34 protein-coding genes are annotated in these 25311 nt (G+C 64.2%); 3 read left to right on the top strand and 31 right to left on the bottom strand.

Annotated features, from left to right (window positions below):
* Positions 1–16 precede the first annotated feature (16 nt).
* The 8 genes from truA to AC6JAC_RS07020 all read right to left on the bottom strand — a co-directional run bounded on the left by truA (position 17) and on the right by AC6JAC_RS07020 (position 5510).
* Positions 17–907 carry a tRNA pseudouridine(38-40) synthase TruA gene (gene truA, locus AC6JAC_RS07055; protein WP_497964071.1) on the bottom strand — a complete coding sequence of 297 codons (891 nt, stop codon included), beginning with the start codon at positions 905–907 and terminating at the stop codon, positions 17–19.
* 32 nt (positions 908–939) lie between these two features.
* Positions 940–1656 carry a 50S ribosomal protein L17, sunset domain variant gene (rplQ, locus tag AC6JAC_RS07050; RefSeq protein ID WP_497964069.1) on the bottom strand — a complete coding sequence of 239 codons (717 nt, stop codon included), beginning with the start codon at positions 1654–1656 and terminating at the stop codon, positions 940–942.
* 77 nt (positions 1657–1733) lie between these two features.
* Positions 1734–2744 (bottom strand): DNA-directed RNA polymerase subunit alpha, encoded by a 1011-nt coding sequence (locus tag AC6JAC_RS07045; RefSeq protein WP_011692778.1) that lies wholly within the window; start codon positions 2742–2744, stop codon positions 1734–1736.
* A gap of 132 nt (positions 2745–2876) precedes the next feature.
* A complete protein-coding gene (gene rpsK, locus AC6JAC_RS07040) occupies positions 2877–3278 on the bottom strand; it encodes a 30S ribosomal protein S11 (protein ID WP_011692779.1) in 402 nt (133 codons plus the stop codon).
* A 50-nt stretch (positions 3279–3328) separates the two neighbouring features.
* A complete protein-coding gene (gene rpsM, locus AC6JAC_RS07035) occupies positions 3329–3703 on the bottom strand; it encodes a 30S ribosomal protein S13 (protein WP_003803743.1) in 375 nt (124 codons plus the stop codon).
* 181 nt (positions 3704–3884) lie between these two features.
* Entirely contained in the window at positions 3885–3998 is a 114-nt protein-coding gene (gene rpmJ, locus AC6JAC_RS07030) for a 50S ribosomal protein L36 (protein ID WP_009358722.1), read from the bottom strand.
* 69 nt (positions 3999–4067) lie between these two features.
* Entirely contained in the window at positions 4068–4289 is a 222-nt protein-coding gene (gene infA, locus AC6JAC_RS07025) for a translation initiation factor IF-1 (protein ID WP_009358723.1), read from the bottom strand.
* A 153-nt stretch (positions 4290–4442) separates the two neighbouring features.
* The gene (locus tag AC6JAC_RS07020) at positions 4443–5510 is read right to left on the bottom strand and encodes a P1 family peptidase (protein WP_497964066.1); all 1068 of its coding nucleotides are present in this window, start codon (positions 5508–5510) and stop codon (positions 4443–4445) included.
* Between the two features lie 257 nt (positions 5511–5767).
* Between AC6JAC_RS07020 and AC6JAC_RS07015 the strand changes: the two genes are divergently transcribed.
* The 3 genes from AC6JAC_RS07015 to AC6JAC_RS07005 all read left to right on the top strand — a co-directional run bounded on the left by AC6JAC_RS07015 (position 5768) and on the right by AC6JAC_RS07005 (position 8995).
* Positions 5768–6718, top strand: a complete 951-nt coding sequence (locus tag AC6JAC_RS07015) for a carbohydrate ABC transporter permease (protein WP_347894827.1) — start codon at positions 5768–5770, stop codon at positions 6716–6718.
* Complete coding sequence (locus AC6JAC_RS07010; RefSeq protein WP_347894825.1) at positions 6715–7569, top strand: carbohydrate ABC transporter permease; 855 nt, start codon at positions 6715–6717, stop codon at positions 7567–7569. The genes AC6JAC_RS07015 and AC6JAC_RS07010 overlap by 4 nt, the downstream gene beginning before the upstream one ends.
* 79 nt (positions 7570–7648) lie before the next feature.
* Positions 7649–8995 carry an ABC transporter substrate-binding protein gene (locus AC6JAC_RS07005; RefSeq protein WP_497964063.1) on the top strand — a complete coding sequence of 449 codons (1347 nt, stop codon included), beginning with the start codon at positions 7649–7651 and terminating at the stop codon, positions 8993–8995.
* A gap of 198 nt (positions 8996–9193) precedes the next feature.
* Here the strand turns inward: AC6JAC_RS07005 and map are convergent, their stop codons facing one another.
* The 23 genes from map to rpsS all read right to left on the bottom strand — a co-directional run bounded on the left by map (position 9194) and on the right by rpsS (position 25299).
* Positions 9194–10021 carry a type I methionyl aminopeptidase gene (gene map, locus AC6JAC_RS07000; RefSeq protein WP_347894823.1) on the bottom strand — a complete coding sequence of 276 codons (828 nt, stop codon included), beginning with the start codon at positions 10019–10021 and terminating at the stop codon, positions 9194–9196.
* A 37-nt stretch (positions 10022–10058) separates the two neighbouring features.
* On the bottom strand, positions 10059–10970 hold the full coding sequence (locus tag AC6JAC_RS06995) for an NAD-dependent epimerase/dehydratase family protein (protein ID WP_028269567.1): 912 nt from the start codon (positions 10968–10970) through the stop codon (positions 10059–10061).
* Positions 10967–12715, bottom strand: coding sequence for a class I adenylate-forming enzyme family protein (locus AC6JAC_RS06990; RefSeq protein ID WP_051628705.1), 1749 nt, complete (start codon positions 12713–12715; stop codon positions 10967–10969). Before AC6JAC_RS06990 ends, AC6JAC_RS06995 begins: the two co-directional genes overlap by 4 nt.
* Entirely contained in the window at positions 12705–13910 is a 1206-nt protein-coding gene (locus AC6JAC_RS06985; RefSeq protein ID WP_497964060.1) for a cytochrome P450, read from the bottom strand. Before AC6JAC_RS06985 ends, AC6JAC_RS06990 begins: the two co-directional genes overlap by 11 nt.
* 20 nt (positions 13911–13930) lie before the next feature.
* Positions 13931–14731, bottom strand: a complete 801-nt coding sequence (locus tag AC6JAC_RS06980) for a glycosyltransferase family 2 protein (RefSeq protein ID WP_231511035.1) — start codon at positions 14729–14731, stop codon at positions 13931–13933.
* Entirely contained in the window at positions 14728–15762 is a 1035-nt protein-coding gene (locus AC6JAC_RS06975) for a 3-oxoacyl-ACP synthase III family protein (RefSeq protein ID WP_028269570.1), read from the bottom strand. Before AC6JAC_RS06975 ends, AC6JAC_RS06980 begins: the two co-directional genes overlap by 4 nt.
* A gap of 207 nt (positions 15763–15969) precedes the next feature.
* On the bottom strand, positions 15970–16539 hold the full coding sequence (locus AC6JAC_RS06970; RefSeq protein WP_197024889.1) for an adenylate kinase: 570 nt from the start codon (positions 16537–16539) through the stop codon (positions 15970–15972).
* A 5-nt stretch (positions 16540–16544) separates the two neighbouring features.
* On the bottom strand, positions 16545–17855 hold the full coding sequence (secY, locus tag AC6JAC_RS06965; protein ID WP_028269572.1) for a preprotein translocase subunit SecY: 1311 nt from the start codon (positions 17853–17855) through the stop codon (positions 16545–16547).
* 187 nt (positions 17856–18042) lie between these two features.
* Positions 18043–18537, bottom strand: coding sequence for a 50S ribosomal protein L15 (gene rplO / locus AC6JAC_RS06960; RefSeq protein ID WP_051628706.1), 495 nt, complete (start codon positions 18535–18537; stop codon positions 18043–18045).
* A complete protein-coding gene (rpmD, locus tag AC6JAC_RS06955) occupies positions 18538–18744 on the bottom strand; it encodes a 50S ribosomal protein L30 (RefSeq protein ID WP_028269574.1) in 207 nt (68 codons plus the stop codon).
* Between the two features lie 3 nt (positions 18745–18747).
* Positions 18748–19428, bottom strand: a complete 681-nt coding sequence (gene rpsE, locus AC6JAC_RS06950; protein WP_197024890.1) for a 30S ribosomal protein S5 — start codon at positions 19426–19428, stop codon at positions 18748–18750.
* A 26-nt stretch (positions 19429–19454) separates the two neighbouring features.
* A complete protein-coding gene (gene rplR, locus AC6JAC_RS06945; RefSeq protein ID WP_028269575.1) occupies positions 19455–19838 on the bottom strand; it encodes a 50S ribosomal protein L18 in 384 nt (127 codons plus the stop codon).
* 2 nt (positions 19839–19840) lie between these two features.
* Positions 19841–20377, bottom strand: a complete 537-nt coding sequence (gene rplF / locus AC6JAC_RS06940; protein WP_028269576.1) for a 50S ribosomal protein L6 — start codon at positions 20375–20377, stop codon at positions 19841–19843.
* Positions 20378–20395: 18 nt separating this feature from the next.
* Positions 20396–20794, bottom strand: a complete 399-nt coding sequence (rpsH, locus tag AC6JAC_RS06935; RefSeq protein ID WP_011692798.1) for a 30S ribosomal protein S8 — start codon at positions 20792–20794, stop codon at positions 20396–20398.
* Between the two features lie 86 nt (positions 20795–20880).
* A complete protein-coding gene (gene rplE, locus AC6JAC_RS06930) occupies positions 20881–21462 on the bottom strand; it encodes a 50S ribosomal protein L5 (RefSeq protein WP_011692799.1) in 582 nt (193 codons plus the stop codon).
* The gene (rplX, locus tag AC6JAC_RS06925; protein ID WP_028269577.1) at positions 21462–21821 is read right to left on the bottom strand and encodes a 50S ribosomal protein L24; all 360 of its coding nucleotides are present in this window, start codon (positions 21819–21821) and stop codon (positions 21462–21464) included. The genes rplE and rplX overlap by 1 nt, the downstream gene beginning before the upstream one ends.
* A 3-nt stretch (positions 21822–21824) precedes the next feature.
* On the bottom strand, positions 21825–22193 hold the full coding sequence (gene rplN, locus AC6JAC_RS06920) for a 50S ribosomal protein L14 (RefSeq protein ID WP_003803789.1): 369 nt from the start codon (positions 22191–22193) through the stop codon (positions 21825–21827).
* Positions 22194–22725: 532 nt separating this feature from the next.
* Positions 22726–23034, bottom strand: a complete 309-nt coding sequence (gene rpsQ, locus AC6JAC_RS06915) for a 30S ribosomal protein S17 (RefSeq protein WP_051628707.1) — start codon at positions 23032–23034, stop codon at positions 22726–22728.
* Positions 23031–23360 carry a 50S ribosomal protein L29 gene (rpmC, locus tag AC6JAC_RS06910; protein ID WP_011692802.1) on the bottom strand — a complete coding sequence of 110 codons (330 nt, stop codon included), beginning with the start codon at positions 23358–23360 and terminating at the stop codon, positions 23031–23033. The genes rpsQ and rpmC overlap by 4 nt, the downstream gene beginning before the upstream one ends.
* Positions 23361–23362: 2 nt before the next feature.
* Positions 23363–23779, bottom strand: coding sequence for a 50S ribosomal protein L16 (gene rplP / locus AC6JAC_RS06905; RefSeq protein ID WP_011692803.1), 417 nt, complete (start codon positions 23777–23779; stop codon positions 23363–23365).
* Positions 23780–24613, bottom strand: a complete 834-nt coding sequence (gene rpsC, locus AC6JAC_RS06900; protein ID WP_028269579.1) for a 30S ribosomal protein S3 — start codon at positions 24611–24613, stop codon at positions 23780–23782.
* A complete protein-coding gene (gene rplV, locus AC6JAC_RS06895) occupies positions 24614–24979 on the bottom strand; it encodes a 50S ribosomal protein L22 (protein ID WP_003803798.1) in 366 nt (121 codons plus the stop codon).
* Positions 24980–25017: 38 nt separating this feature from the next.
* Positions 25018–25299 (bottom strand): 30S ribosomal protein S19, encoded by a 282-nt coding sequence (gene rpsS / locus AC6JAC_RS06890; RefSeq protein ID WP_011692805.1) that lies wholly within the window; start codon positions 25297–25299, stop codon positions 25018–25020.
* Between the last annotated feature and the right edge of the window lie 12 nt (positions 25300–25311).

The raw sequence follows: 25311 nt of genomic DNA, 5'->3' as shown, positions 1-25311 counted from the left end.
CCACTAGCGGCCACGCCTACTTCCGCAGCGCCCGGGTCAGTTCGGCCCGGGCCAGAAGTTCGCTGTCCGAGGGATAGGCCACTTCCTCGAGCACCAGGGGGTGCGGGGCGGACAGCACGGACTTTGCGTCGCGTTTCTGCTCAAGCAGCCGCTCATAAAGCCACCCCGGCTTCTCCGCACCTGATCCGACGTACAGGGCCGAGCCCACCAGCGCCCGCACCATGTTGTGGCAGAACGCGTCAGCCTGCACGGTGGCGACGATGACGCCGTCGCTCCCCCGAGCGAACTCAAAGCGCTGCAGTTCACGGATGGTGGTGGATCCTTCGCGGGGCTTGCAATAGGAACGGAAGTTCTGCAGCCCCAGGAGCTTGGACGCCCCCTCGTTCAACAGCGACACATCGAGCTGTTCCTTGTGCCAGAGCGTGGAGTACCTGCCCAGCGGGTCCCACAGCGCCGGACCGTCAGCGATGCGGTAGCTGTACCGGCGCCACAGCGCCGAGAACCGCGCGTCGAACCCCTCGGGCGCCACGGTGACACTGTGCACCTCAATGGCGCCGGTGAGGTCGCCCAGTCCCCTGCTCAGTGCTCCGCGCAGGCGCCGCAGGAGGGCGACGGCGGGATCCAGCTCTGCGCCGCGGTTCAGTCCCTGCCACTCCTCTTCGGTGAGGTCCAGATGGACCACCTGTCCGCGGGCGTGGACACCGGCGTCGGTGCGGCCGGCCACGGTCACCCGCACCTTGCGCCGGACCAGGAGGGCAAGGGCATCCTCCAGCACACCCTGAACGGTCCGCAGTCCGGGCTGCACTGCCCACCCGCTGAACGGGCCGCCGTCGTACGCCAAATCCAAACGGATACGCAAAAACCCGCCGCCCCCCAAAACGGGGGCAGCGGGTTTCTGGTGGTTCATAGACATAAGTCTACTGCGGCGTCAGAGCCTGATTACTCAGCTTCGACTGCCTGCGCAGCGTCGCCACCGGCAGGCGCGAAGCCTGCTGCTGCGGCGGACTCTGCAGAGTCGAACCAAACTTCAGCCGTGGTGGCGTCGTACCAGCGTGAGCCGGGAACGTGGAACTTCATGGAGTCCTCGTTGCCCTTGACGGGGAAGCCCTCGGGAGCTTCGTTGTCAGCGGTGGCGGGGTGCGAGCCGGCGTACTTGGCTTCGGCAGCTTCGGTCTCGGCAACCTCGGCAGCCGGAGCGGCCTCTTCGGTCTCAACAGCTTCGGCGGCCGGAGCAGCCTTGTCTGCATCGCGCTTGCCAGCGGCAGTAGCTTCAGCCACTACAGCCTGCTTTGCGGAAACCGGCTCGAGGACCAGTTCGATGACAGCCATGGGAGCGTTGTCGCCCTTGCGGTTGCCGATCTTGGTGATGCGGGTGTAGCCGCCATCGCGGTTCTCCACTGCCTGTGCAATGTCGGTGAACAGCTCGTGGACGACGCCCTTGTTGCTGATCAGGCCGAGTACACGACGGCGGGAAGCGAGGTCGCCGCGCTTAGCGAAAGTCACCAGGCGCTCTGCGTACGGCTTCAGGCGCTTGGCCTTGGTCACCGTGGTGGTGATCCGCTTGTGCTCGAACAGTGCTGCTGCCAGGTTCGCGAGCATAAGACGCTCGTGAGCCGGGCCGCCTCCGAGGCGCGGACCCTTAGTGGGGGTAGGCATAATTGTTTCTCCTCATATGGAAGCCGGTGGGCTGCGCACAACGTGGTGCATCCAGCCAGCCGGCCAAGATCTGCTTGTTAGAGCTCGTCGTCGCTGAACGCGGCGTCGTCCTCTTCGATGGCTGCGGCGCGTGCTGCCAGGTCGAAACCGGGAGGCGAGTCCTTGAGGGACAGGCCCAGTTCAACCAGCTTGGCCTTGACCTCGTCGATGGACTTCGCACCGAAGTTACGGATGTCCATCAGGTCGGCCTCGGAGCGGGCAACGAGTTCACCCACGGTGTGGATGCCCTCACGCTTGAGGCAGTTGTAGGAACGGACGGTCAGGTCCAGATCCTCGATCGGCAGGGCCATGTCGGCTGCCAGGGCAGCGTCAGTCGGCGACGGGCCAATCTCGATACCTTCAGCTGCGGTGTTCAGCTCGCGGGCCAGACCGAACAGTTCCACCAGGGTGGTGCCTGCGGAAGCAACGGCATCGCGCGGGGCGATGGCCTGCTTGGTCTCGACGTCGACAATCAGCTTGTCGAAGTCAGTGCGCTGCTCAACACGGGTGGCTTCCACGCGGAAAGTAACCTTCAGCACCGGCGAGTAGATCGAGTCGACCGGGATGCGGCCGATCTCGGAGTCGCCGGACTTGTTCTGAGCTGCCGAAACGTAGCCGCGGCCGCGCTCGATGGTCAGTTCGAGTTCGAACTTGCCCTTCGAGTTCAGCGTGGCAATGTGCAGATCCGGGTTGTGGAATTCGACGCCGGCCGGCGGAGCGATGTCCGCGGCGGTGACGACTCCCGGGCCCTGCTTGCGCAGGTAAGCAACAACCGGCTCGTCGTGCTCGGAGGAAACCGACAGGTTCTTGATGTTCAGGATGATCTCGGTGACATCTTCCTTGACACCCGGAACCGTGGTGAACTCGTGCAGCACGCCATCGATCCGGATGCTGGTTACAGCAGCGCCCGGGATGGAGGAGAGCAGGGTACGGCGGAGGGAGTTTCCGAGAGTGTATCCAAAGCCCGGCTCCAGCGGTTCAATGATGAAACGGGAGCGGTTTTCGGAGACGACCTCTTCAGAGAGGGTGGGGCGCTGTGCAATGAGCACTTAGGTTTCCTTTCGGCGAGCATCCGCTATATGACGCAACACAGGTGGTGGAAATTCGGTCTGAAGACTTAACGCGGCTGGGCCTGCCCGGACCCGTGAAGGTCCGGGCAAGCTCCAACTGCTGAATACGTCTTAGACGCGGCGGCGCTTCGGCGGGCGGCAGCCGTTGTGCGCGGCGGGGGTGACGTCCTGAATGGAGCCAACCTCCAGGCCGGCGGCCTGCAGCGAGCGGATTGCGGTTTCGCGGCCCGAACCCGGTCCCTTGACGAACACGTCAACCTTCTTCAGGCCGTGCTCCTGGGCGCGCTTTGCAGCAGCTTCGGCAGCCATCTGGGCAGCGAACGGGGTGGACTTACGTGAGCCCTTGAAGCCAACCTCACCGGCGGAAGCCCAGGAGATGACAGCACCGTTCGGGTCCGTGATGGAAACGATGGTGTTGTTAAAGGTGCTCTTGATGTGCGCCTGGCCCAGCGCGATATTCTTCTTGTCCTTCTTACGCGGCTTGCGAACCGCGCCACGAGTCTTCGGGGGCATTATTTCTCCTACAGAAAGTTATGGGGGAAAACGAGTCAATCCCGGGGGATTTAACGCGCCTTCTTCTTGCCGGCGACGGTACGCTTCGGGCCCTTGCGGGTACGAGCGTTGGTCTTCGTACGCTGTCCGCGTACGGGCAGGCCCTTGCGGTGACGCAGGCCTTCGTAGCTGCCGATTTCAACCTTGCGGCGGATATCAGCGGCCACTTCGCGGCGAAGGTCACCCTCAACCTTGTAGTTGCCTTCAATGTAGTCACGCAGCTCAACCAGCTGCGCGTCGGTCAGGTCCTTGACCCGAACGTCAGCGCTGATGCCGGTAGCAGCCAGGGTTTCGTGTGCACGGGTCTTGCCCACGCCGTAGATGTAAGTAAGCGCAATTTCCAGCCGCTTTTCGCGGGGAATGTCTACGCCAGCGAGACGAGCCATAGTGGCGGTACTCCTTGTATAAACCGGAGGTCGTAGGCAGTACACCCGCACTTTCAGTGCGGCCCCAGCCTCCGACCGGGGGTTAGCTGTCCGGGCTCTTTCGAGCTTATGTCCCAGTTCAGCTTGTGCTGCCTTTATTTACTTGCGTGGGTTAGCAACCCAGGATTTCCCGTGAAGGAAATTAGCCCTGGCGCTGCTTGTGGCGCGGGTTCTCGCAGATCACCATGACCCGGCCATTACGGCGGATCACTTTGCACTTTTCGCAGATCTGCTTGACGCTCGGCTTGACCTTCATGGCGTTCCTTTGCGTGTTGCAGTTGGTCTACTGGCCCGGCCTTCGGCTAATGCTCTGGCCGCCCAGTGTTTACTTGTAGCGGTAGACGATACGACCACGTGTCAGGTCGTACGGGCTCAGCTCCACCACTACCCGGTCCTCAGGGAGAATCCTGATGTAGTGCTGGCGCATTTTTCCAGAGATGTGCGCCAGAACGATGTGCTTGTTGGTGAGCTCAACGCGAAACATCGCGTTAGGCAGCGCCTCAGTCACAACGCCCTCGATCTCAATGACCCCGTCCTTCTTGGCCATACCCTCCGCTAACTGTTGTTGTCACAGCCTTCCGGTTGGCACCGGACATGACTGCGAACGTTTTTGATTGATTGGCTTCTGCCTTCCGACCGCAAAAGGGCGCAAACAGGGCAGACAACCAACAGACAACATTACGCCATCTTGGCAGGAATGTTAAATCGGACCATGGTAGCGCACTACCGGGCCGTACGCAGCATATTCCCCTGCCGGGGTTGTGACGCTTTCAGCCCGGGAGACCCCGTCCAGGATGGCCTCGGTCACGACGTCGGCTGCCGCGCTCTGCAGCGTGATGAGGCTGAACGTCCGGGCGGCATCGGTGCTGCGGTCAAGTTCGACGGCGCCGGTCGCCAGCGCGAACACGGTGTCGCCATCGGCGAGGGTATGGGAAGGATTCAGCGCCCGGGCCAGTCCGGCATGGCACGCAGAGGCGGTCCGCTTGCACTCGGCCTTGGACAGCACAGCATTCGTGGCGACGACGACGAGCGTGGTGTTGAGCGGCGGCGCTTCGGCATCTGTGCCGTGCCCGGCTTCCGCCGCAACGGCCGAAACCCTTGGCGTGCTCGCTCCTTCGTCGCTTAGACGCACGCTGCCGGGTTCCGCCCGCTCCGGCGATGCGCCAAAAGGCAGTCCCACGGCGTTGACCACCGCTATGGCGCCTATCACTACCCCGTTGTCGAGGGTGACGGACGCTGTGCCGACTCCCCCTTTGTATTGCCCCCGGCCGAGGACGGCTCCGGTGCCGGCTCCCACGTTGCCGCGTTCGACGTCGTGACCGTCCTTTTGGGCGGCAGCGGCGGCAGCGGCCGTGTAACCCATCTCCTCATCGGGGCGGGCGGTGAAGTCACCGCCGCGGCCCAGGTCGAAGATGGCGGCGGCCGGGACGATCGGCACGAGTCCGCCCGGCACGGGCAGCCCGCGGCCGTCTTCCTCGCACCAGCGCTTGGCGCCGTGGGCGGACACCAGCCCGTAGGCGCTGCCGCCGGTGAGCACCACGGCGTCCACGCGCTGCGAGAGTGTGGTGGGGTCCAGGGAATCCGTCTCATGGGTGCCCGGGCCTCCGCCGCGGACGTCAACGGAACCGACGGTTCCGGGCGGCGGCAGCACCACGGTCACCCCGGTGAGCCAGCCGCCGTCGGACGTCCCGCCGTCGGACGACCCCGACGACCCAATTTTCTGCGTGTGGCCGACCCTGATTCCGGTGACATCGGTAATTGATCCCATGGCTCCATTGTGCGCCTGCGCGGAATCGAGTGTCCGCTCCCAAAAGTTCGGCGACCCGCGGGAGCAACTCCGGCCTCCAAAACAAACGTTATGCAATACTGCCAGCAACACGGCGTTAACGGGCAAGGAAGCCTTGACTAACAATCCTCTGACGAGGGCTAGTGCGGGATTCTGCCCACCAACCATGTGGTGAAGTGAAGCTAAATCCCCACGTCCACCGGCCTGCCTCGAGCGGGCCCGGATCCGTTAGAGACCGAATGACAAGACAACTGACTGACAGGCCACCCGCCGTCGTGGAAGCCGTTCCGGCCCCGCGGCGCCGGCCGAAATGGTCCGGCAGGACCCGCCGGGACTTCTTCGTCTTCCTGGCCCTCGCACTGCCCAACCTTGTGCTGATCGGGGTCTTCACGTACCTCCCGCTCATCAACAACATCTACTACTCCACGCTGGACTGGACGCTGGGATCGGCGTCGGCCACCGTGGTGGGGCTGGACAACTACGTCACGTTCTTCACCAGTGCCGATGCCGCCAAGGTGCTGGGGACCACCGCTGTCTTCACCCTTGTCACCGTGGGCGGCTCGATGGTGCTCGGCCTGCTGATCGCCCTCGCGTTGAACTCCAAGGTCCGCGGCACCACTTTTGCCCGGTCCGCGGTTTTTGCACCCTATGTGCTCAGCGGCGTGGGCGTGGGCCTGGTCTGGCTGTTCATCTTCGATCCCGGCTACGGCGTCCTCGCCTGGGTGCTCCGCGGGCTGGGCCAGCAAAGCCCGCAATGGATCAACGATCCGCAGCTGTCCCTGGTGATGGTGATCATCGTGTACGTCTGGAAGAACCTGGGCTACTGCGCGGTGGTCTACCTCGCCGGGCTGCAGTCGCTGCCGCAGGACGTTATGGAGGCTGCTTCCCTGGACGGCGCCAACGGGTTCCGGCGCTTCCTGAGCATGTCCGTCCCGCTGCTCTCCCCCACCACGTTCTTCCTGCTGATCACCACCATGCTCAGCTCGCTGCAGGCGTTCGACCTGATCAGGATCATGACGCCCCTGGGCAACGGCACCAGCACGCTGATCTACGAGGCCTACCTCCAGGCGTTCGGAGCCTTCAACCGGGCCGGGTATTCGGCCTCCATCTCAGTGGTGCTCTTCGCCATCCTGCTGATCATCACCGTGCTGCAGCTGCGGTTCGTCGAACGGAAGGTGCACTACTCATGAGCACGCACCGCCCCTTCTCCCGCGCCAACATTGTCCAAACGATTGCCGGCGGCTACGTTCCGCTGATCCTGGCCACCCTGGTGGTGTTCCTGCCGCTGCTCTGGATGATCCTGAGTTCGTTCAAACAGCCCGGCGAGATCATCACCATGGACCTGAAGATCCTCCCGGAGAGCGTGAACCTGGAGAACTACAACATCGCCATGACCACGGTGCCGTTCGCGCAGTTCTTCCTGAACAGCACCATCGTCACGCTGGTGGGTGCAACCATCAAGGTGCTGCTGGCCATCCTGACCGCCTATGCCCTGGTGTTCGTCCGATTCCCGTTCAAGAACGCCATCTTCGTGCTGATCCTCGTGGCGCTGATGGTTCCGCCGCAGGTGTCCATCCTGCCGAACTACATCCTCATTGCCGGCATGGGCGGCAAGAACACCCTCTGGGGCATCATCCTGCCCGGCCTGGGAACCGCCTTCGGCACCTTCCTGCTGCGGCAGCATTTCATGACCCTGCCGGCCTCCATCCTGGAATCCGCGGAGATCGACGGCGCCGGCCACTGGCGGCGGCTCTGGCGGATCGTGGTACCGGTGTCCGTCCCCTCGATCGCCACGGTTGCCCTGGTCACCGTCGTCAGCGAATGGAACGACTACATCTGGCCGCTCATCATCACGGACCGCCCGGAAACCATGACGCTCCCTGTAGGCCTCACCCTGCTGCAGAACTCCGAGGGCAACGGCTCCGGCTGGGGCATCCTCATGGCGGGAGCCGTGCTGGTGATCGTCCCCATCCTGGTGGTGTTCGCGGCACTCCAGCGCTACATCGTGGCCGGCCTTACCCAGGGCAGCGTCACCGGCTAGGGCCCGCTTTCCCCGCACTACCTGTCATCCAACCCGTACAACGAGTCAGCATGAGCAATCACCTTTGAGAGGATCCACAATGGGTATGAATCTTGACCGCAGGCATTTCCTGGGGCTTGCCGGTGCAGGAGCCGGCGCCGCTGCGCTGGCAGCCTGCGGCGGCCCGTCCACCGGCGGAACAACTCCGGCGAGCGAAGCCGCCGAGATCGATTTCAGCGGTGTGAAGCCCGCCGCCTCGATCGACTTCTGGACCAGCCACCCGGGCAAATCCCAGGACGTGGAGAAGTCCATCATCGCGAAGTTCCATGCCAAGTTCCCGGAGATCAAGGTGAACCTGGTGACGGCGGGTGCCAACTATGAGGAAATCGCGCAGAAGTTCCAGACCTCACAGGCAGCCAAGGAAGCACTGCCGGGCGTTGTGGTGCTTTCGGATGTCTGGTGGTTCCGCTACTTCACCAACGGCAACATCATCCCGCTGGACGGCCTGGTCAAGCAGCTGGACATCAAGGTGGACGATTTCCAGAAGTCCCTCGTGGCGGACTACCAGTACGACGACAAGCAGTGGGCTCTTCCCTACGGCCGCTCCACTCCGCTGTTCTACTACAACAAGGACCACTTCAAGGCTGCGGGGCTGCCTGACCGCGCACCGAAGACCTGGCAGGAGTTCGCCGAGTGGGCACCAAAGCTGAAGTCCAGCTCGGGCGCGCAGTACGCCTACATCTACCCGGCACTGGCGGGCTATGCGGGCTGGACCCTGCAGAACAACCTCTGGGGCTGGGGCGGCAGCTGGTCCAACGAGTGGACCATCAACTGCGACTCGGCGGAATCCGTGGCGGCGCTGCAGTGGGCACAGGACTCCATCTACAAGGACGGCTGGGCGGGTGTTTCCTCGAAGGAGGCGGCTGACGACTTCGCCGCCGGGATCACGTCCTCCACCATCTCGTCCACCGGCTCACTGCTGGGTGTGCTGAAGTCGGCCAAGTTCAATGTGGGCGTGGGCTTCCTGCCGGGCGGGCCCAAGGTGGAAAGCGGGGTGTGCCCCACCGGCGGCGCCGGCCTGGGCATCCCCAGCGGCGTCAGCAAGGAAGTGCAGCTGGCGGCCGGCACGTTCCTGAAGTTCATGACCGAGCCGGAGAACACCGCGGAATTCTCAGCGGCCACCGGCTACATGCCCACCCGCGTCTCCGCCGACATGACCTCGGTGCTGGCCAAGACCCCGCAGATCAAGACGGCCATGGACCAGCTCGCGGCCACCAAGGTCCAGGACAACGCCCGCGTGTTCCTGCCGGGTGCGGACCAGGAGATGGCCAAGGCCGCGGCGAAGATCCTCACCCAGCAGGGCGATGTTAAGGCCACCATGACCGCGCTGAAGTCCACGCTGGAAGGCATCTACACGAAGGACGTCAAGCCCAAGCTGAAGAGCTGACGCATCCTTACCTGACTCGCGGACTCGACGCGCAAAACGTCCTGCGCTACGCAAAATCCCTGGCGCACCCGTTATTTCGGGTGCGCCAGGGATTTTGCGCGTCGAGGGCGTATTTGCGCGTCGCGTCGCCTCGCGGCCGGGCGGGACGGAGCTGCGGGCGCGACGCCGGAGCGGGGCGCGACGCCGTGTGCCGGGGACTTACGGAATCGGGACCGGGACCACGCCCAGCGGCGCAAGCCGCTCCGCACCGCCGTCGGGCGCGGAAAGAACCCAGATGCCCTTTTCATGCACGGCAACGGAGTGCTCCCACTGGCAGGAGCGCTTGCCGTCGGTGGTGACTACGGTCCAGTCGTCCTCGAGCACGGCGGTCTCAATGCTGCCGCGGACCAGCATGGGCTCAATGGCCAGGCACAGCCCGGGACGGATCTTGGGACCGCGGTGGCTGGTGCGGTAGTTGAGCACGTCCGGCGCCATGTGCATTTCGGAGCCGATGCCGTGGCCCACGTAGTCTTCCAGGATGCCCAGCGGCTTGCCCTGCACGGAGGAAACGTAGTCGTCCACCGCGTTCCCGATGTCGCCCACGAACTTTCCGGTGGCCAGCGCGGCAATCCCCCGCCACATGGCCTCCTCGGTGACCTCGGACAACCGGACGTCTTCGGGATCGGGGGTCCCGACAATCACGGTGCGGGCGGAGTCGGAGTGCCAGCCGTCCACAATGGCGCCGCCATCGATCGAGATGATGTCGCCGTCGTTCAGCACGCGGCTGCCCGGGATGCCGTGGACCACTTCCTCATTGACGGAGGTGCAAATGGTGGCCGGGAACCCGTGGTAGCCGAGGAAGTTGGACTTGGCGCCCGCCTCGTCGAGGACTGCGCGGAATACTGCGTCCAGCTGGGCCGTGGTGGTACCGGGGACTGCGGCGGCCACGGCGGCGTCCAGCGCACGGCTCAGGACCAGGCCGGCCTCATGCATGATGCGCATTTGGGCGTTGGTCTTGTATTCAATCCGGGGCTGTCCGAATGCCATTTATACCTCAGTGCTTCGTCTCGCTGGCGGGATGGTTTCATCCCAGGTCTCTGATCCATTCTCCCGCACTTGCGAAGCTGCTCGGGACAGGGTCAACTCCCAGCTCGTCCCGCAGGCGGCGCGTGCAGTAAGTGCGTTCGAAGCCGAGCTGGCTGACTGCGTAGCGCGTCAGCCGCGGCGGCCTGCGTGTCACGCCCGCCATCGCCTCGAGCGACGCCGCCAATGTCATCGCCGCGCGCATCGGGATAAAGCCGAGTTCGACGTCGGACCGGCCAGTAGCGTCCAGCACTTCCCGCAGGACTCCTCCGAGGGCCACAGGCCGCTGGTCCGCCACGTTGACGGGACCGGTGGCGTCCGCGGTGCAGGCGGCGAGCGCTGCCCGGGCCAGGTTGCCGATGGATGTCAGCTGGTGCAGGACATCCGGGCCGCCGACGCTGAGCAGCCTGTTATTGTTCACGTTGCCCATGAGGCGGGGCAGGAGGGTCCGGTCACCCCGGCCGTAGACACCGTGCGGCCGGAGGATCAGCGCATTGCCGTGCCGTGCCGCCGCTGCCTCGGCAAGGGCCTTTGAACTGGCGTAGGCGTTCAGGTACCGGCCGGCGACCGGCTCCTCCGGCCGGTCGACGCACGGCTGCCACCATGGATAGACGCTGGAACTGGAAATGTGGACCAGCCGCGCACGGGGAAAGGTAGCCGCAACAGCTTCGGTCCCGTGGACATTGACGCGGTGGAAAAGCTGCGGAGGCCCCCAGTCCGCCACATGCGCTCCGGAATGCACGACGGCGTCCACTTCCGGCGGGCTTGTCAGCGGCCCTGCGCTGAGGTCCCACACCGTTACGCCCGGGAGCCGGCGCCGGCCGTACCGGACCACCTCCCAACCGCGATCCTCGGCAGCTTCGGCAACAGCGCCGCCGACAAATCCGCTGGCCCCGGTCACGGCGATCCTCATGGCGTCTCCTCCGAGGGCCGGTCTCGCTGCGGGCTCCCGTACGGCGGGCTCCCATGAGTCAGGCGGTCCGAGAACAGCGCCCGCAGCGCCACGCGGTCCGGTTTGCGGTGCCGCCCCGACGCCGGAAGCCTGGGCATGGCCTCGATCCGGTCGGGCAGAGCCGATTCGTCAATGAGCAGGGGCAGCTCGCGGTGCAGGGTCCGGAGCAACGCCGCCGGGTCCTGTCCCTGCCGCGGTTCGACGGCGAGCCACACCGTTTCGTCGCCGATGCCGTCCGGGACGCCGACCATCGCTGCCTGGGCCACGCCGTCGATGCCGGCAATGACCGGCTCGTACAGGCCCGGGTAGATGTTGGTCTTGCCGCGGATGATCATGTCCTTCTTGCGCCCCAGTAGGACGAGCCTCGGCGTCCCGGTAGAGCCGGCCGGGCCGCGGTCCACGCGCACGAGGTCGCCGGTGGCGTGCTCGTCCATGGTGTCCTCGCCAAGGTAACCCAGGCACATGTTGGGCCCGGAGACGATCAGTTCATGGTCCTCAGCCACCCGGAAGCGCACGCCCGGCAGCGGACCGCCGAGGTAGTCGCCCTCGCCGGCACCGTCCGCGGTCCGGAATTCCGCGGTGCGTCCGGACGCGAAGTCCAGTTTCTCGCGTCCGTCGGCGATCGCGATGGGCAGGACTTCGGTCATCCCGTAGATGCAGTGGAAACGCACTCCCGGCAGGAGCCGGGCAGCCCGCGCCAGGAACGGGGCCAGCACGGGCGCGGCACCCAGCATCACTGTTTTCAGGGTGCCCGGCCACGCCAGCTGTCCTGATTCCACGGCGTCCAGGATCGGCGCCAGCTGTGACGGCACCAGGAACACATGGGTGGCCGCCTTCCGGCCCGGCGCCGGTCCCAGTTCTGCCGCGAACCGCACCGGATCGATGGTGGCGGACAACCCGTACGCCGGCATGGTCCAGTGGGCGCCGGCGATCAGGGCCGGCAAGCCCATCATCAGCTGTTCGGAGTGGATGCGGTCGCCGGCGGCGAACGTGCAGCGTGTGCTCAACTGGCCGAAACCGGCCGCCAGGGTTCCGCGGCTGTGCACCACGCCCTTCGGCTTCCCGGTGGTGCCCGACGTGAAGATGATGACCGCTTCCTGCCCCGGTGCGGCTTCGACCGGCGGGGGACCGTCCGGCATGCCGCCGTCGTGAGCGCCGCCGTCGTACTTGCTTCCACGGGAAGCGTTTCGGGACAGGGCACGGATGTTGGTCGACGTGAACGGGACCCCCGGAAGCCACGGGCCGGAGTGGAAGTGCCGGACCTCCATTGTGGCGTAGTCCGGAAGCAGCAGGCCGCGCCGCCGGGCAAGGCGCCGCTGCGGCCCGGGCGCGCTGAGCGCATAAAGCAGCGACTCGGAGGCCGCCCAGCGCGGCGATGCGAGCGCCGTCCTGCTCCGGAAGAGTTCGGGGCCAACCCCCGGGTCGATGAATACGACGGCCCCGCCGGCCCGGACTGCGGCCAGGGCGAGCGTGAACGCCGCCGGCCCCGGCCGTACGGAAAACAGCAGGCGCTCCCCCGGACCGAATCCCTCGCGCCGCAGGCCCGCCGCGGTGGATTCAATCCCGGCGGCAAGGTCCCGGTAGCTAATGGTCTTCCCCGGCTTTCCGCCGCGTTTGCCGGGTGCCGTGATGGCCGGGTGGTCCGGGTACATCGCAGCAGCGTCATACACAGCGGCGATGAGGTCGTCCGGCAGGTCAGTTGGCACGGGTCAGCTCCAAGGACTTGTAGTGCGGAATAAGTACGTTCCGGCTCACGGTCCGTGAGCGGATGCGCCACGGGCAGCGCGCGTACTCGTCCAGCAGCACGGTCAAGGCGCAGTTGATTTCGGCCATAGCCAGCGGCATCCCGATGCAGAAGTGGGCCCCCGCCCCGAACCACAGCTGGCGGGCCGCCGGCGGGACGGGCGTTCCCGGGTCGAAACCGCCCAGGCTCTTGACGGCGTGCACCGTCGACAGCAGGATCCGGTCCCCCGGGTTGATCCGGATACCGCCCAGCCGCCCGGCCGCTGTGGCCTCACGGAGCATCATCGGCGACGGCGCCGTGTACCGCAGGCCCTCGGTGACGGCGTCGGGGAGCCCGCTGCGGTCAGCTGACAGCGCGGGCAGCCTGCCGTCGTCGAACAGCATGGCGGCGAGCCGCGGAACGTAGGACACCAGGGTTTCGGTCCCGGCGATCACAAAGGCACTGACAATCCCCACTGCTTCGTCCTCCCCGAGCCCCAGGACCCGGAGGCGGCCCGGAAAAGTGGAGGGATCGTCGCTGCGGTAGGCGTTCCGTACGGGTCCGGCCAGAATTTCGACGGCGGCCTTCGCCTGTGCGACCTGAGCCGGCGCCAGCCCAGGCCGCCCCAGCCGCACCAGCGAGGTGATGGAGGTGCCCAGGGTGAAGAGGTCGCTGTCCGGCAGGCGGCCGGGCGCATCGTCCGGGACGCCCAGCAGCCTGCTGATCACTCCCCCGGACAGTTCCTTGACCAGCCCGACGAACTCCACCGAGCCGCCATGCTCCAGCCCTGCGGCCAGCCGCCCGCGCAGCCGCTCGCCCGCCGGGGCAACGATGGCTTCGACAGCCCGCGGCGTGAAGAGGCCGTTGAGGCGGCGGCGCAGCTCAAGGTGCTCTTCCCCGTGCATGTTCAGCAGGGCACGGGGACCCACCACCGGGGTCCAGAGAGCGCCGGAAGCCGTGGCCCCGGACTTCGAGTAGCTGGCATCCATCAGCACTTCCCTGACCAGGGAGGCCTCGCTGACGAGTACGCCCAGGCCGGGCAGCCGGACAACGGGCCGGAGCTTCCCCAGCCCGCGGAGCAGCGGGTAGGCCACAGGATGGGCGCCGACGTGGAGCCGCCGCTCCCACATGGCCAGGCGGCCGGTGCCGGACTCCCGGGCGGACGCTTGCCCCGTCACCGCGCGTTCCGAAACGCCACTCACCGGATGTCCACGTGGTCCGGGCGGAACCGGTGGTCCGCGTACCAGGCGAGGGTGTTGGGCAGGCCCCAGGCCTGAACCCTGCGGGAGGAGCCGAACACCACCACGTTGCGCCGGAGGGCATAGGAGCGCGTGAGCTTGCGGACCCGGTTGGAAAGCGCACGGTCCTCGTGCAGCTCCTCGATGCTGGTGCGCGGGAACCCGCCCGAGCGCAGATACAGCTCTGCGGTGATGGCCATGTTGCACCCGGGCAGCATCTGGTAGGGGCCAAGGTAGCCCTCCCCCTTGTTTCCCGGGCGGATGCGGCCGAAGAACGACGCGACCTCGACGGCCAGGAGCATCAACCAGCGGCTGTTCCGGGCCAGGCCTTCATCCAGCCGCGGGTTCAGCTGGCCGGCAATCATCTCCAGGCCGTCGTCGAACGCTTCCATGATGCGCAGTGTCCAGTCAGCAGCCGGGAGGCAGTCCGAGTCGGTGCGCGCCAGCCACCGGGCGCCGTTCAGGGCGCCGAAGCGCATGCCTGTGTCCGCGGCGGCTCCGGTGCCCTTCTGCGGCTCGCGGAGCAGACGGATATCCATGGCCGGGTGAAGCCTGGCAAAGTCGGCGACGATTGACCTGGTGGCATCAGTGGACCCGTTGTCCACTACCACGAGCGTGAAGTCTTTGTGCCGCTGGCCGGCAAGCGCCTGCAGTGACTGGCCGATCAGCTTCTCTTCGTTGAGCGCCGGCATCGCGACACACAGCGCCCGCACCGGCGGTTGGCCGCCCGGGGCAGTCGGTTCGCCGCCCGGGGCCGTCACAGCCGCACCACGGCGATGCCCAGGCTCACGCCGCCGGCCAGACCCACCAGTGCCACCAGGTCGCCGGGTCCGCAGCGGCCAAGGTCCTGTGCCACCTTCAGCTGCAGGGGCAGGCTGACCGAGGCCATGTTGCCGTACTCCTCCACGGTCCTGACGAGCTTGTCCTGCGGCACCCCGGCGCCGCGGGCGAAGATGTCCCGGTACGGCGCACTCACCTGGTGGACGCACACCACTGCGAAGTCGGCCCATGCCAGGCCCACCCGCTCCAGGGTCTCGTCGAGGATTCCCCGCCCGAGGTCAAGGAAGGCGTCCTTGAGCTTTTCGCCGTCCATGTTGAAATACGTCGCCTCGAGGTCCCGCGGGGCAACGGAGCCGCCGGTGGCGAGGGTTCCCACAGCCCAGTGGCTGCTCTTCGCGGTGAACCCCATGCCCAGCACCCGGGCCCCGGCGTCGTCGTCGGGGTCTGCCGGTTCCAGCAGCAGCGCACACCCGGCGTCGCTCATGGTGTAGCCAGGGAAGGCCGCGGCGAACGTCTCCTGGTCCGGGACGGACCACCGCACCGCCCTGGAGGGCGACTCCCCGCTGACCAGGAGAACGCGCTGGTAGCGTCCCGAGCCGATCAGCGCGTCGGCTACTTCCAGGCCGTTGAGGAGGCTGTTGCAGGCGTTCTTGATGTCCATCACCGGGCAGCCCATGCCAAGCTTTGCGGCCACCATGTGCCCGGTGGCCGGTTCCACCATGTCCTGGCTGGCGGAGGCAAAAAGGAGGAGGTCGACGTCGGCGGGCTGGAGTCCGCGGTCCGCCAGCAGTTTCGCGGCGGCTACTGCCGCAAGGTCGGAGGCCTGCTCGTTCGCCGCCATGACGGACCGGCTGCGGATCCCGGTGAGCCTGCCGATCAGGCCCTTCGGGACGCGGAAACCTGGACTGGCGGCAGCGAGCTGCTGCTCCAGCTGCGCGGTGCCAAGCCGTCCTGGCGGCACATAGACTTCGAGGCCGGCGATCCTCGCCGCCCCCGGAAGGGTCTGGTTCATGCAGTATCTCCCCACAGACAATGCGTCCGGTGACATCCGGCTCCGGTCCCGGGTGCTTGACGGCGTCAATGTCCCGCAGCGCCGCCCCCATCACCCTTCCAAACAAGGAAGGGCGCGTCCCGTACTCGATGGTACGGGACGCGCCCTTCAAGGCACTGGAGGCGAGCCGGGTCTGCAGTCAGACGCAGGAATCCGGCAAATCCTGGATCAGGCTGCCTGTGCTGCCTTGATGGCCTGCATGACGCGGTCGGTGACCTCGTCGATGCCGCCGATGCCGTCAACCTGGGTCAGGATGCCGCGCTCGGCATACTTGGCCACAACGGCTTCAGTCTGCTCGTGGTAGAGGTCCAGACGGTGGCGGATGACGGCTTCATTGTCGTCGCTGCGCCCGGTCTCCTTGGCACGGCCCAGGAGGCGCGTAACCAGTTCCTCGTCATCGGCGGTCAGCTGCAGGACGACGTCCAGCTTCTGCTCACCGTTGGCGAGGATCTCATCGAGGTAGTCCACCTGTGCGGTGGTGCGCGGGTAACCGTCCAGGAGGAAGCCGTTTTCGACGTCGTCCTCGCTCAGGCGGTCGCGCACCATCTTGTTGGTGACGCTGTCCGGCACGAAATCGCCGGCATCCATGTACTTCTTGGCCTCGACGCCCAGCGGCGTCTCACCCTTAACGTTGGCGCGGAAGATATCGCCGGTGGAGATCGCAACGACGCCGAGGCGCTCGGAGATCCGATCCGCCTGCGTTCCCTTGCCTGAACCCGGGGGTCCAATAATCAGCATTCTCGTCATCGCAAAAGCCCTTCGTAGTGACGTTGTTGTAGCTGCGCGTCAATCTGCTTGACCGTTTCCAGGCCCACGCCCACCATGATCAGGATCGAGGTTCCACCGAACGGGAAGTTCTGGTTGGCGTTGATCAGGACCAGGGCGACCAGCGGGATCAATGCCACGAAGCCCAGGTAGAGGGCGCCGGGCAGGGTGATCCTGGAAAGGACGTACTGCAGATAGTCCGCCGTCGGCTTACCGGCCCGGATACCCGGGATGAAGCCGCCGTACTTCTTCATGTTGTCGGAAACCTCTTCAGGATTGAAAGTGATTGCGACATAGAAGTAGGTGAAGAAAACAATCATGGCGAAATAAAGTGCCATGTAGATGGGGTGGTCGCCACGGGTGAGGTTGTTGTTGATCCACTCAACCCACGGTGCCATCTGTTCGCCCTGCTTGGGCTGGTTGAACTGTGAGATCAGGCCCGGCAGGTACAGCATCGAGGAGGCAAAGATGACGGGCACGACGCCGGCCATGTTCACCTTGATGGGGATGTACGTGCTGGTGCCGCCCACAGTGCGCCGGCCGATCATGCGCTTGGCGTACTGCACCGGAATGCGGCGCTGGGACTGCTCCACGAAGACCACAAGGGCCACGGTGAGCAGGCCGATGGCCAGGACCATGAAGAAGGTGCCGGGACCCTGCGAGGTCCAGATGGCGCCCAGGGAGGTCGGGAAGCTGGCAGCGATCGAGGTAAAGATGAGCAGCGACATGCCGTTGCCCACACCCTTCTCGGTGACGAGCTCGCCCATCCACATGATCAGGCCGGTGCCGGCCGTCAAGGTGATGATGATCAGGATCGTGGTGATGACGCTCGCATCGGGGATGATGTCCAACTGGCAGTTGGGCAGCAACTGGCCGGAACGAGCCAGCGACACCAGCGTCGTGGCGTTCAGCAGGCCCAATGCGATGGTCAGGTAACGCGTGTACTGCGTCAGCTTGGATTGCCCCGAGGCGCCCTCTTCGTACAGCTCCTGGAAGCGGGGAATGACCACGCGCAACAGCTGGACGATGATGCTCGCCGTGATGTACGGCATGATGCCCAGGGCGAAGATGGACACCTGTAGCAACGCACCGCCGCTAAACAGATTGACGAGCTGGTAGATCCCGCCCGAGGTCTGACCGCTCTGCAAGCATTGCTGGACATTCTGGTAGTTCACACCAGGCGAGGGGATGAAGGCACCCAAGCGGAAGATTGTGATGATTCCCAGCGTGAACAACAACTTGCGTCGCAGATCAGGCGTGCGAAAGGCCCGGCCAAATGCGCTAAGCAAGCGTCCTCCTGATGAGTAAATAAAGTCGTGTGAGATAGGTCAATAAACCCAACAACCGAGTCTAACGGGTTGATGCGCCGTGCGAACAATCGGTGAGGGTCCAAATGAGAAAAAACTCCCGGTACGCAGGGCCGAAGCCCCGGGTACCGGGAGTTCCTACAACGAGCGTATGCTCCGCCGCCTCTTATTAGAGGGCGGTGGTGCTTCCGCCTGCTGCTGCAATCTTTTCTGCGGCGCTGGCCGAGAATGCGTGGGCGGTGACGTCAACCTTGACGGTGATGTCGCCGGTGCCCAGCACCTTGACGGGCTGGTTCTTGCGAACCGCACCCTTTTCGACCAGGTTCTCCACGGTGACTGCGCCACCTTCCGGGAACAGCTCGTTGAGCTTGTCCAGGTTTACAACCTGGAACTCGACCCGGAACGGGTTCTTGAAGCCGCGCAGCTTCGGCAGGCGCATGTGCAGCGGTAGCTGGCCGCCGGCAAAGCCAGCCTTGATCTGGTAGCGGGCCTTCGTACCCTTGGTACCGCGACCAGCGGTCTTACCCTTGGAACCTTCACCACGACCAACACGGGTCTTGGCGGTCTTGGCACCCGGGGCGGGACGCAGGTGGTGAACCTTCAGTGCGTTCTGCTTCTCAGCAGCGGCGCCCTGTGCCTTTTCGGCGGTGTTCTTCTCTGCCATTTACTTCGCCTCCTCTACCTTTACCAGGTGCGGAACCGTGTTGAGCATTCCGACGGTCACGGCGTCGGCGGTGCGGACAACGGTGTGTCCGATCCGCTTCAGGCCGAGGGACCGAAGGGTGTCGCGCTGGTTCTGCTTGCCGCCAATGGCGGACTTGATCTGAGTGATCTCCAACTGAGTGTCGGAGGGAATCAGGTTCTTAGCCACGACTCAGACACCTGCCTTCTGGTTCATGAGTGCCTTCACCATTGCGGCCGGAGCGATCTCGTCGAGCGGGAGGCCGCGGCGTGCTGCCACTGCTGCCGGCTCTTCGAGGCGCTTCAGTGCATCAACGGTCGCGTGAACGATGTTGATGGCGTTGGAGGAACCGAGCGACTTGGAGAGGATGTCGTGGATGCCCACGCACTCCAGTACTGCACGGACCGGGCCACCGGCGATAACACCGGTACCGGCGGAAGCCGGACGCAGCATAACGACGCCTGCAGCGGCTTCACCCTGAACGCGGTGCGGGATGGTGCTGCCGATGCGGGGAACGCGGAAGAAGGACTTCTTGGCCTCTTCAACGCCCTTCGCGATGGCGGCGGGAACTTCCTTGGCCTTGCCGTAGCCGACGCCGACCATACCGTTGCCGTCACCGACGACGACGAGTGCGGTGAAGCTGAAGCGACGACCACCCTTGACGACCTTGGAAACGCGGTTGATGGTTACAACGCGCTCTACGAACTGGCTCTTTTCGGCTTCGCGGCCACCATCGCGGCCACCACGGCCACCACGGTCGCCACGGCCCTGGCCGCGGTCGCCACGCTCGCCACGACGAGCGCCACCACGGCGGTCGTCGGTGGTAGCAGGCGCAGCGGTCTCAGTTGCCGGAGCAGCTACAGCTTCAGTCACCTGAATGTCCTTTTCGTTATTTTCGGTCACAGTGACAGCCCACCTTCACGTGCGCCGTCAGCGACGGCGGCGATCCGGCCGTGGTACTTGTTACCGCCGCGGTCGAAGACAACTGCTTCGATACCGGCAGCCTTGGCACGCTCGGCGACGAGCTCGCCCACGCGCTTGGCCTTGGCGGTCTTGTCACCGTCGAATGCACGAAGGTCGGCTTCCAGAGTGGACGCGCTCGCTACGGTCAGGCCCTTGCTGTCATCGACAACCTGGACGAATACGTGGCGTGCGGAACGGTTGACGACCAGACGCGGACGTACAGCCGTACCGGAGATGCGCTTGCGGATACGAAGCTGGCGGCGGCTGCGCTGGGCAGACTTGCTCTTGTTCGTACGCTTCTTGTTAATTGAGATGGCCATGGTTACTTACCAGCCTTTCCGACCTTGCGGCGGATGACTTCGCCGGCGTAGCGGATGCCCTTGCCCTTATAGGGGTCCGGCTTCCGCAGCTTGCGAATGTTGGCAGCAACCTCGCCGACCTGCTGCTTGGAGATACCTGAAACAGAGAGCTTGGTCGGGGTCTCTACTGCAAAGGTGATGCCGTTCGGTGCCGAGACGTTGACCGGGTGGCTGTAGCCCAGAGCGAACTCCAGGTCAGAACCCTTGGCCTGGACGCGGTAACCGGTACCGACAATCTCAAGCTTCTTCTCGTAGCCTGCGGTGACACCCTGGATCATGTTGGCGATCAGGGTGCGGGTCAGGCCGTGCAGCGAACGCGAAGCGCGCTCGTCGTTCGGGCGGGCGACAGTCAGGGTGCCATCTTCCAGGGTGACCTCGATCGGGCTGGCCACAGTGTGGCTCAGCTCGCCTTTGGAACCCTTGACGCTGACGACAGAGCCGTCAACCTTGACCTCAACGCCGGCAGGAACGGTGATGGGGAGACGTCCAATACGTGACATTATTCTCTTCCTTTCCCGTTACCAGACGTAAGCGAGGACTTCGCCGCCCACGCCCTTCTTGCCGGCCTGCTTGTCAGTCAAGAGGCCGGAAGAGGTGGACAGGATTGCGACACCCAGGCCACCGAGCACGTGCGGCAGGTTGGTGGACTTCGCGTAAACGCGGAGTCCCGGCTTGGAAATACGACGAACGCCAGCGATTGAACGCTCGCGGTTCGGACCGAACTTGAGCTCGAGGGTCAGCTTCTTGCCAACCTCAGCGTCTTCTTCTTTCCAGGAGGCGATGTAACCTTCAGCCTTCAGGATGTCGGCAACGCGTGCCTTGAGCTTGCTGTACGGCATAGTCACGGTGTCGTGGTATGCCGAGTTTGCGTTGCGCAGACGCGTAAGCATGTCTGCGACGGGATCTGTCATGGTCATGTTGGGCTCTTGCCCTTCCTCATAACGGTTTCCGCCCTGCCATCCCCGTGGGGACGCGGCAAGGCCGGACCTTCTATGTAGCTAGATTAAGCTTCGGTCTTGAACGGGAAACCAAGCGCCTTGAGCAGCGCGCGGCCTTCGTCGTCGGTCTTGGCAGTGGTCACGACGGTGATGTCCATACCGCGAACGCGGTCGATGGAATCCTGGTCGATCTCGTGGAACATAACCTGCTCGGTCAGACCGAAGGTGTAGTTGCCGTTGCCATCAAACTGCTTGCCGCTGAGGCCCCGGAAGTCACGGATACGCGGCAGTGCCAGCGTTACCAGACGGTCCAGGAATTCCCACATGCGGTCTCCACGCAGAGTTGCGTGTGCACCGATGGGCATGCCTTCGCGCAGCTTGAACTGTGCGATCGACTTACGGGCCTTGGTTACCTGCGGCTTCTGACCGGTGATCAGGGTGAGATCACGGACAGCGCCGTCGATCAGCTTGGAGTCCTTGGCGGCATCTCCAACACCCATGTTCACAACGACCTTGACCAGACGGGGAACCTGGTTGACGTTCTCGTACTTGAATTCCTCGATGAGCGTGCTCTTGATGGAATCCGCGTACTTGGTCTTCAGACGAGGAACGATCTTGCTTGCCGGAGTCTCGAGAGTCTCAGTCATTAGATGTCCTTCCCGGAGCTCTTGGCCACGCGTACGCGCACTTCACGCTGCTTGCCGTTGCGCTCAACGGTCTCGGTACGGAAACCGACGCGGGTGGGCTTCTTGGTGGAGGGGTCAACCAGGGCCACGTTGGAGATGTGGATGGAAGCCTCAACGACCTCGATGCCACCGGTCTTGGTGCCGCGCTGCGACTGACCGACCTTGGTGTGCTTGGTTACGCGGTTAATGCCTTCAACCAACACGCGGTTGGTCTCGGGGAATACGCGCAGAACCTTGCCCTGCTTGCCCTTGTCGCCGCCGCGCTCAGCCTTGGCGCCAGTGATGACCTGAACGAGGTCACCCTTCTTGATCTTAGCCATGGACTAGAGCACCTCCGGAGCCAGAGAAACGATCTTCATGAACTTCTTGTCACGAAGTTCACGACCAACCGGTCCGAAGATACGGGTACCGCGGGGGTCACCGTCGTTCTTCAGGATCACAGCTGCGTTCTCGTCAAACTTGATGTAGGAACCATCCGCACGGCGGCGTTCCTTCTTGGTACGGACGATGACAGCCTTGACGACATCGCCCTTCTTTACGTTGCCGCCCGGAATTGCGTCCTTGACGGTAGCGACGATGACGTCGCCAATGCCTGCGTAGCGACGGCCAGATCCACCGAGAACGCGAATGGTAAGGATTTCCTTAGCACCCGTGTTGTCGGCGACCTTGAGTCGCGACTCCTGCTGAATCACTATTTACTCCTTGCGTCGCGCTGGTTCTCAGACCGAAAATCTTCCTACGGAATGAGCCTTGCGGAACGGTTGATCGGGGTGTCTCTTGACCTGCCTGGATTTTGCCAGACCAGGCCTAAACTCCCGTGCCAAAAACATTTGCTTCCCAGGCGATTCCGACGGATCGGGGCGCAAGGGGGCACTATGCCGTGGCACGATTGTTTACGAGGTTGATGACGGCGCACGAACGGCGCCATACAAACTCAAAATCTTAGCACGTTTTGGGCGAATCCCCATATCACAGCCGAGGTGCCGGCGCAGGCAGACCCGGCCCTCTTTTGGCGCACCGCGGCAATAACGGACGACGGCGTCACGCACGGCAGACTGTTGGCCCGCCCGAGGCCCCACTCCCCCGGAAATCTGGCCCGCCGCCGTCGGACGGTCACCAAAAGGATGCTCCGCGTGACGCTGGCACGGACCCGCACCCGCCCGCAGACGGCGAAACCCCCGCTCCCACAAGGGGGAACGGGGGTTTCTTGCATTTCTGCAGGTGTTACTTGGCCTTCTCGAGGATCTCGACCAGACGCCACCGCTTGGTAGCGGAGAGCGGGCGGGTCTCGGCGAGGAGCACGAGGTCGCCGATGCCGGCGCTGTTCTCTTCGTCGTGTGCCTTGATCTTGGCGTTGCGGCGGATGACCTTGCCGTAGAGGGCGTGCTTCACGCGGTCTTCGACCTGGACAACGATGGTCTTTTCCATCTTGTCCGAGACGACGTAGCCGCGCTTCGTCTTACGGTAACCGCGCTCGTCAGCCTTGGCTGCGTCGGAAACAGTTTCCGTCACGTTCTCGTCCTTTTCACTCACTTGGCGTCCTCCTCGGTCTCAACCGTTTCAGCCTTGTCAGCCTTCTTGGTTGCAGCCTTCTTGGACTTCTTTTCTTCCTTGGCTTCCACAACCGGTGCGGCAACCTCGGCACGAATGCCCAGCTCGCGCTCACGGAGAACGGTGTAGATGCGGGCGATGTCCTTCTTTACCGCGCGCAGACGACCGTGGTTCTCCAGCTGACCGGTGGCGGACTGGAAACGCAGGTTGAACAGCTCTTCCTTGGCCTTGCGGAGTTCTTCAACGAGACGCTCGTTGTCGAAACCGTCCAGCTGTGCGGATGCAAGTTCCTTGGATCCTACTGCCATTTCTACTCACCACCTTCGCGACGCACAATGCGTGCCTTCAACGGCAGCTTGTGGATTGCCAGGCGCAGGGCCTCGCGAGCTACCTCTTCACTGACACCGGAGAGTTCGAAGAGAACCCGGCCCGGCTTGACGTTTGAGACCCACCATTCCGGAGAACCCTTACCGGAACCCATGCGGGTTTCAGCAGGCTTCTTCGTCAGCGGACGGTCCGGGTAAATGTTGATCCAGACCTTGCCGCCACGCTTGATGTGGCGGGTCATCGCGATACGGGCAGACTCGATCTGACGGTTGGTGACGTATGCCGGGCTCAGAGCCTGGATACCCCACTCACCGAAGGAGACCTTGGTGCCGCCCGTAGCAGCGCCGGAACGACCCGGGTGGTGCTGCTTACGGTGCTTGACTCGACGTGGGATAAGCATTTAAGCCTGTCCTCCTTCTGCAGCAGCAGGTGCTGCCTCAGCTGCCGGAGCTTCGGCAGCAGGTGCTGCCTCGGCTGCCGGACGCTCCGTACGACGACGGCGGTCACCACGGTCAGCGCCACCCGGGCGGCCCGGACGATCGCTGGCACCACGGCCGCGGGACGGAGCAGCAGCTGCCTGCTGAGCCAGTTCCTTGGAGGTGACGTCACCCTTGTAGATCCAGACCTTCACGCCGATGCGGCCGAAGGTGGTCTTGGCTTCGTAGAAGCCGTAGTCGATGTTCGCGCGGAGGGTGTGCAGGGGCACACGGCCTTCGCGGTAGAACTCCGAGCGGGACATTTCAGCGCCACCCAGTCGACCGGAGCAAGCGATACGGATGCCCTTGGCACCGGCGCGCTGTGCGGACTGCATTGCCTTCTTCATTGCACGGCGGAAGGCCACGCGGGAAGTCAGCTGCTCTGCAACGCCCTGGGCAACAAGCTGTGCTTCCATCTCGGGGTTCTTGACCTCGAGGATGTTCAGCTGAACCTGCTTGCCGGTGAGCTTTTCGAGCTCGCCGCGGATGCGGTCTGCTTCAGCACCGCGGCGGCCGATGACGATGCCCGGACGTGCCGTGTGGATATCCACACGGACACGGTCGCGGGTGCGCTCGATTTCGACCTTGGCGATACCGGCGCGCTCCATGCCCGTGGACATGAGCTGGCGGATACGGATGTCTTCGCGAACGAAGTCCTTGTACCGCTGGCCGGCCTTGGTGCTGTCAGCAAACCAGTGCGATACGTGATCGGTGGTGATGCCGAGTCGGAACCCGTGCGGGTTAACTTTCTGTCCCACTTAGCGAGCCTCCTCTTTCTCCGGGGTAGCGACTACCACGGTGATGTGGCTCGTGCGCTTCTTGATCTGAAATGCACGACCCTGGGCACGCGGCTGGAACCGCTTCATGGTCGGGCCTTCATCAACAAACGCTTCGCTGATGATGAGGTCACCTTCGTCAAACGCCACGCCGTCGCGGTCCGCGAGGACCCGGGCGTTGGAGATTGCCGACTGAACTACCTTGAATACCGGCTCAGAAGCTGCCTGGGGGGCAAACTTCAGAATTGCCAGAGCCTCGTTCGCTTGCTTACCACGAACAAGGTTGACGACGCGCCGGGCCTTCATAGGCGTTACGCGGATGTGACGCGCAATTGCCTTGGCTTCCATTGCTTTCCTTCTCTCGTCTTTGACGTAAGTGCAGGCGCCTAGCGGCGCTTGCCCTTACGGTCGTCCTTGACATGGCCGCGGAATGTCCGCGTGGGAGCGAATTCGCCGAGCTTGTGCCCGACCATCGACTCGGTGACAAACACCGGAATGTGCTTGCGTCCGTCGTGAACGGCGATCGTGTGCCCGAGCATGTCGGGGATGATCATCGAACGGCGGGACCAGGTCTTGATGACGTTCTTGGTGCCCTTTTCGTTTTCCCTGTCCACCTTTACAAAGAGGTGCTGGTCAACGAAAGGACCTTTTTTCAGGCTGCGTGGCATGTGTCCAGGCTC

The organism is Arthrobacter sp. KUASC02, assembly GCF_059739395.1.
This window is presented reverse-complemented; position numbering and strand designations above follow the sequence as displayed.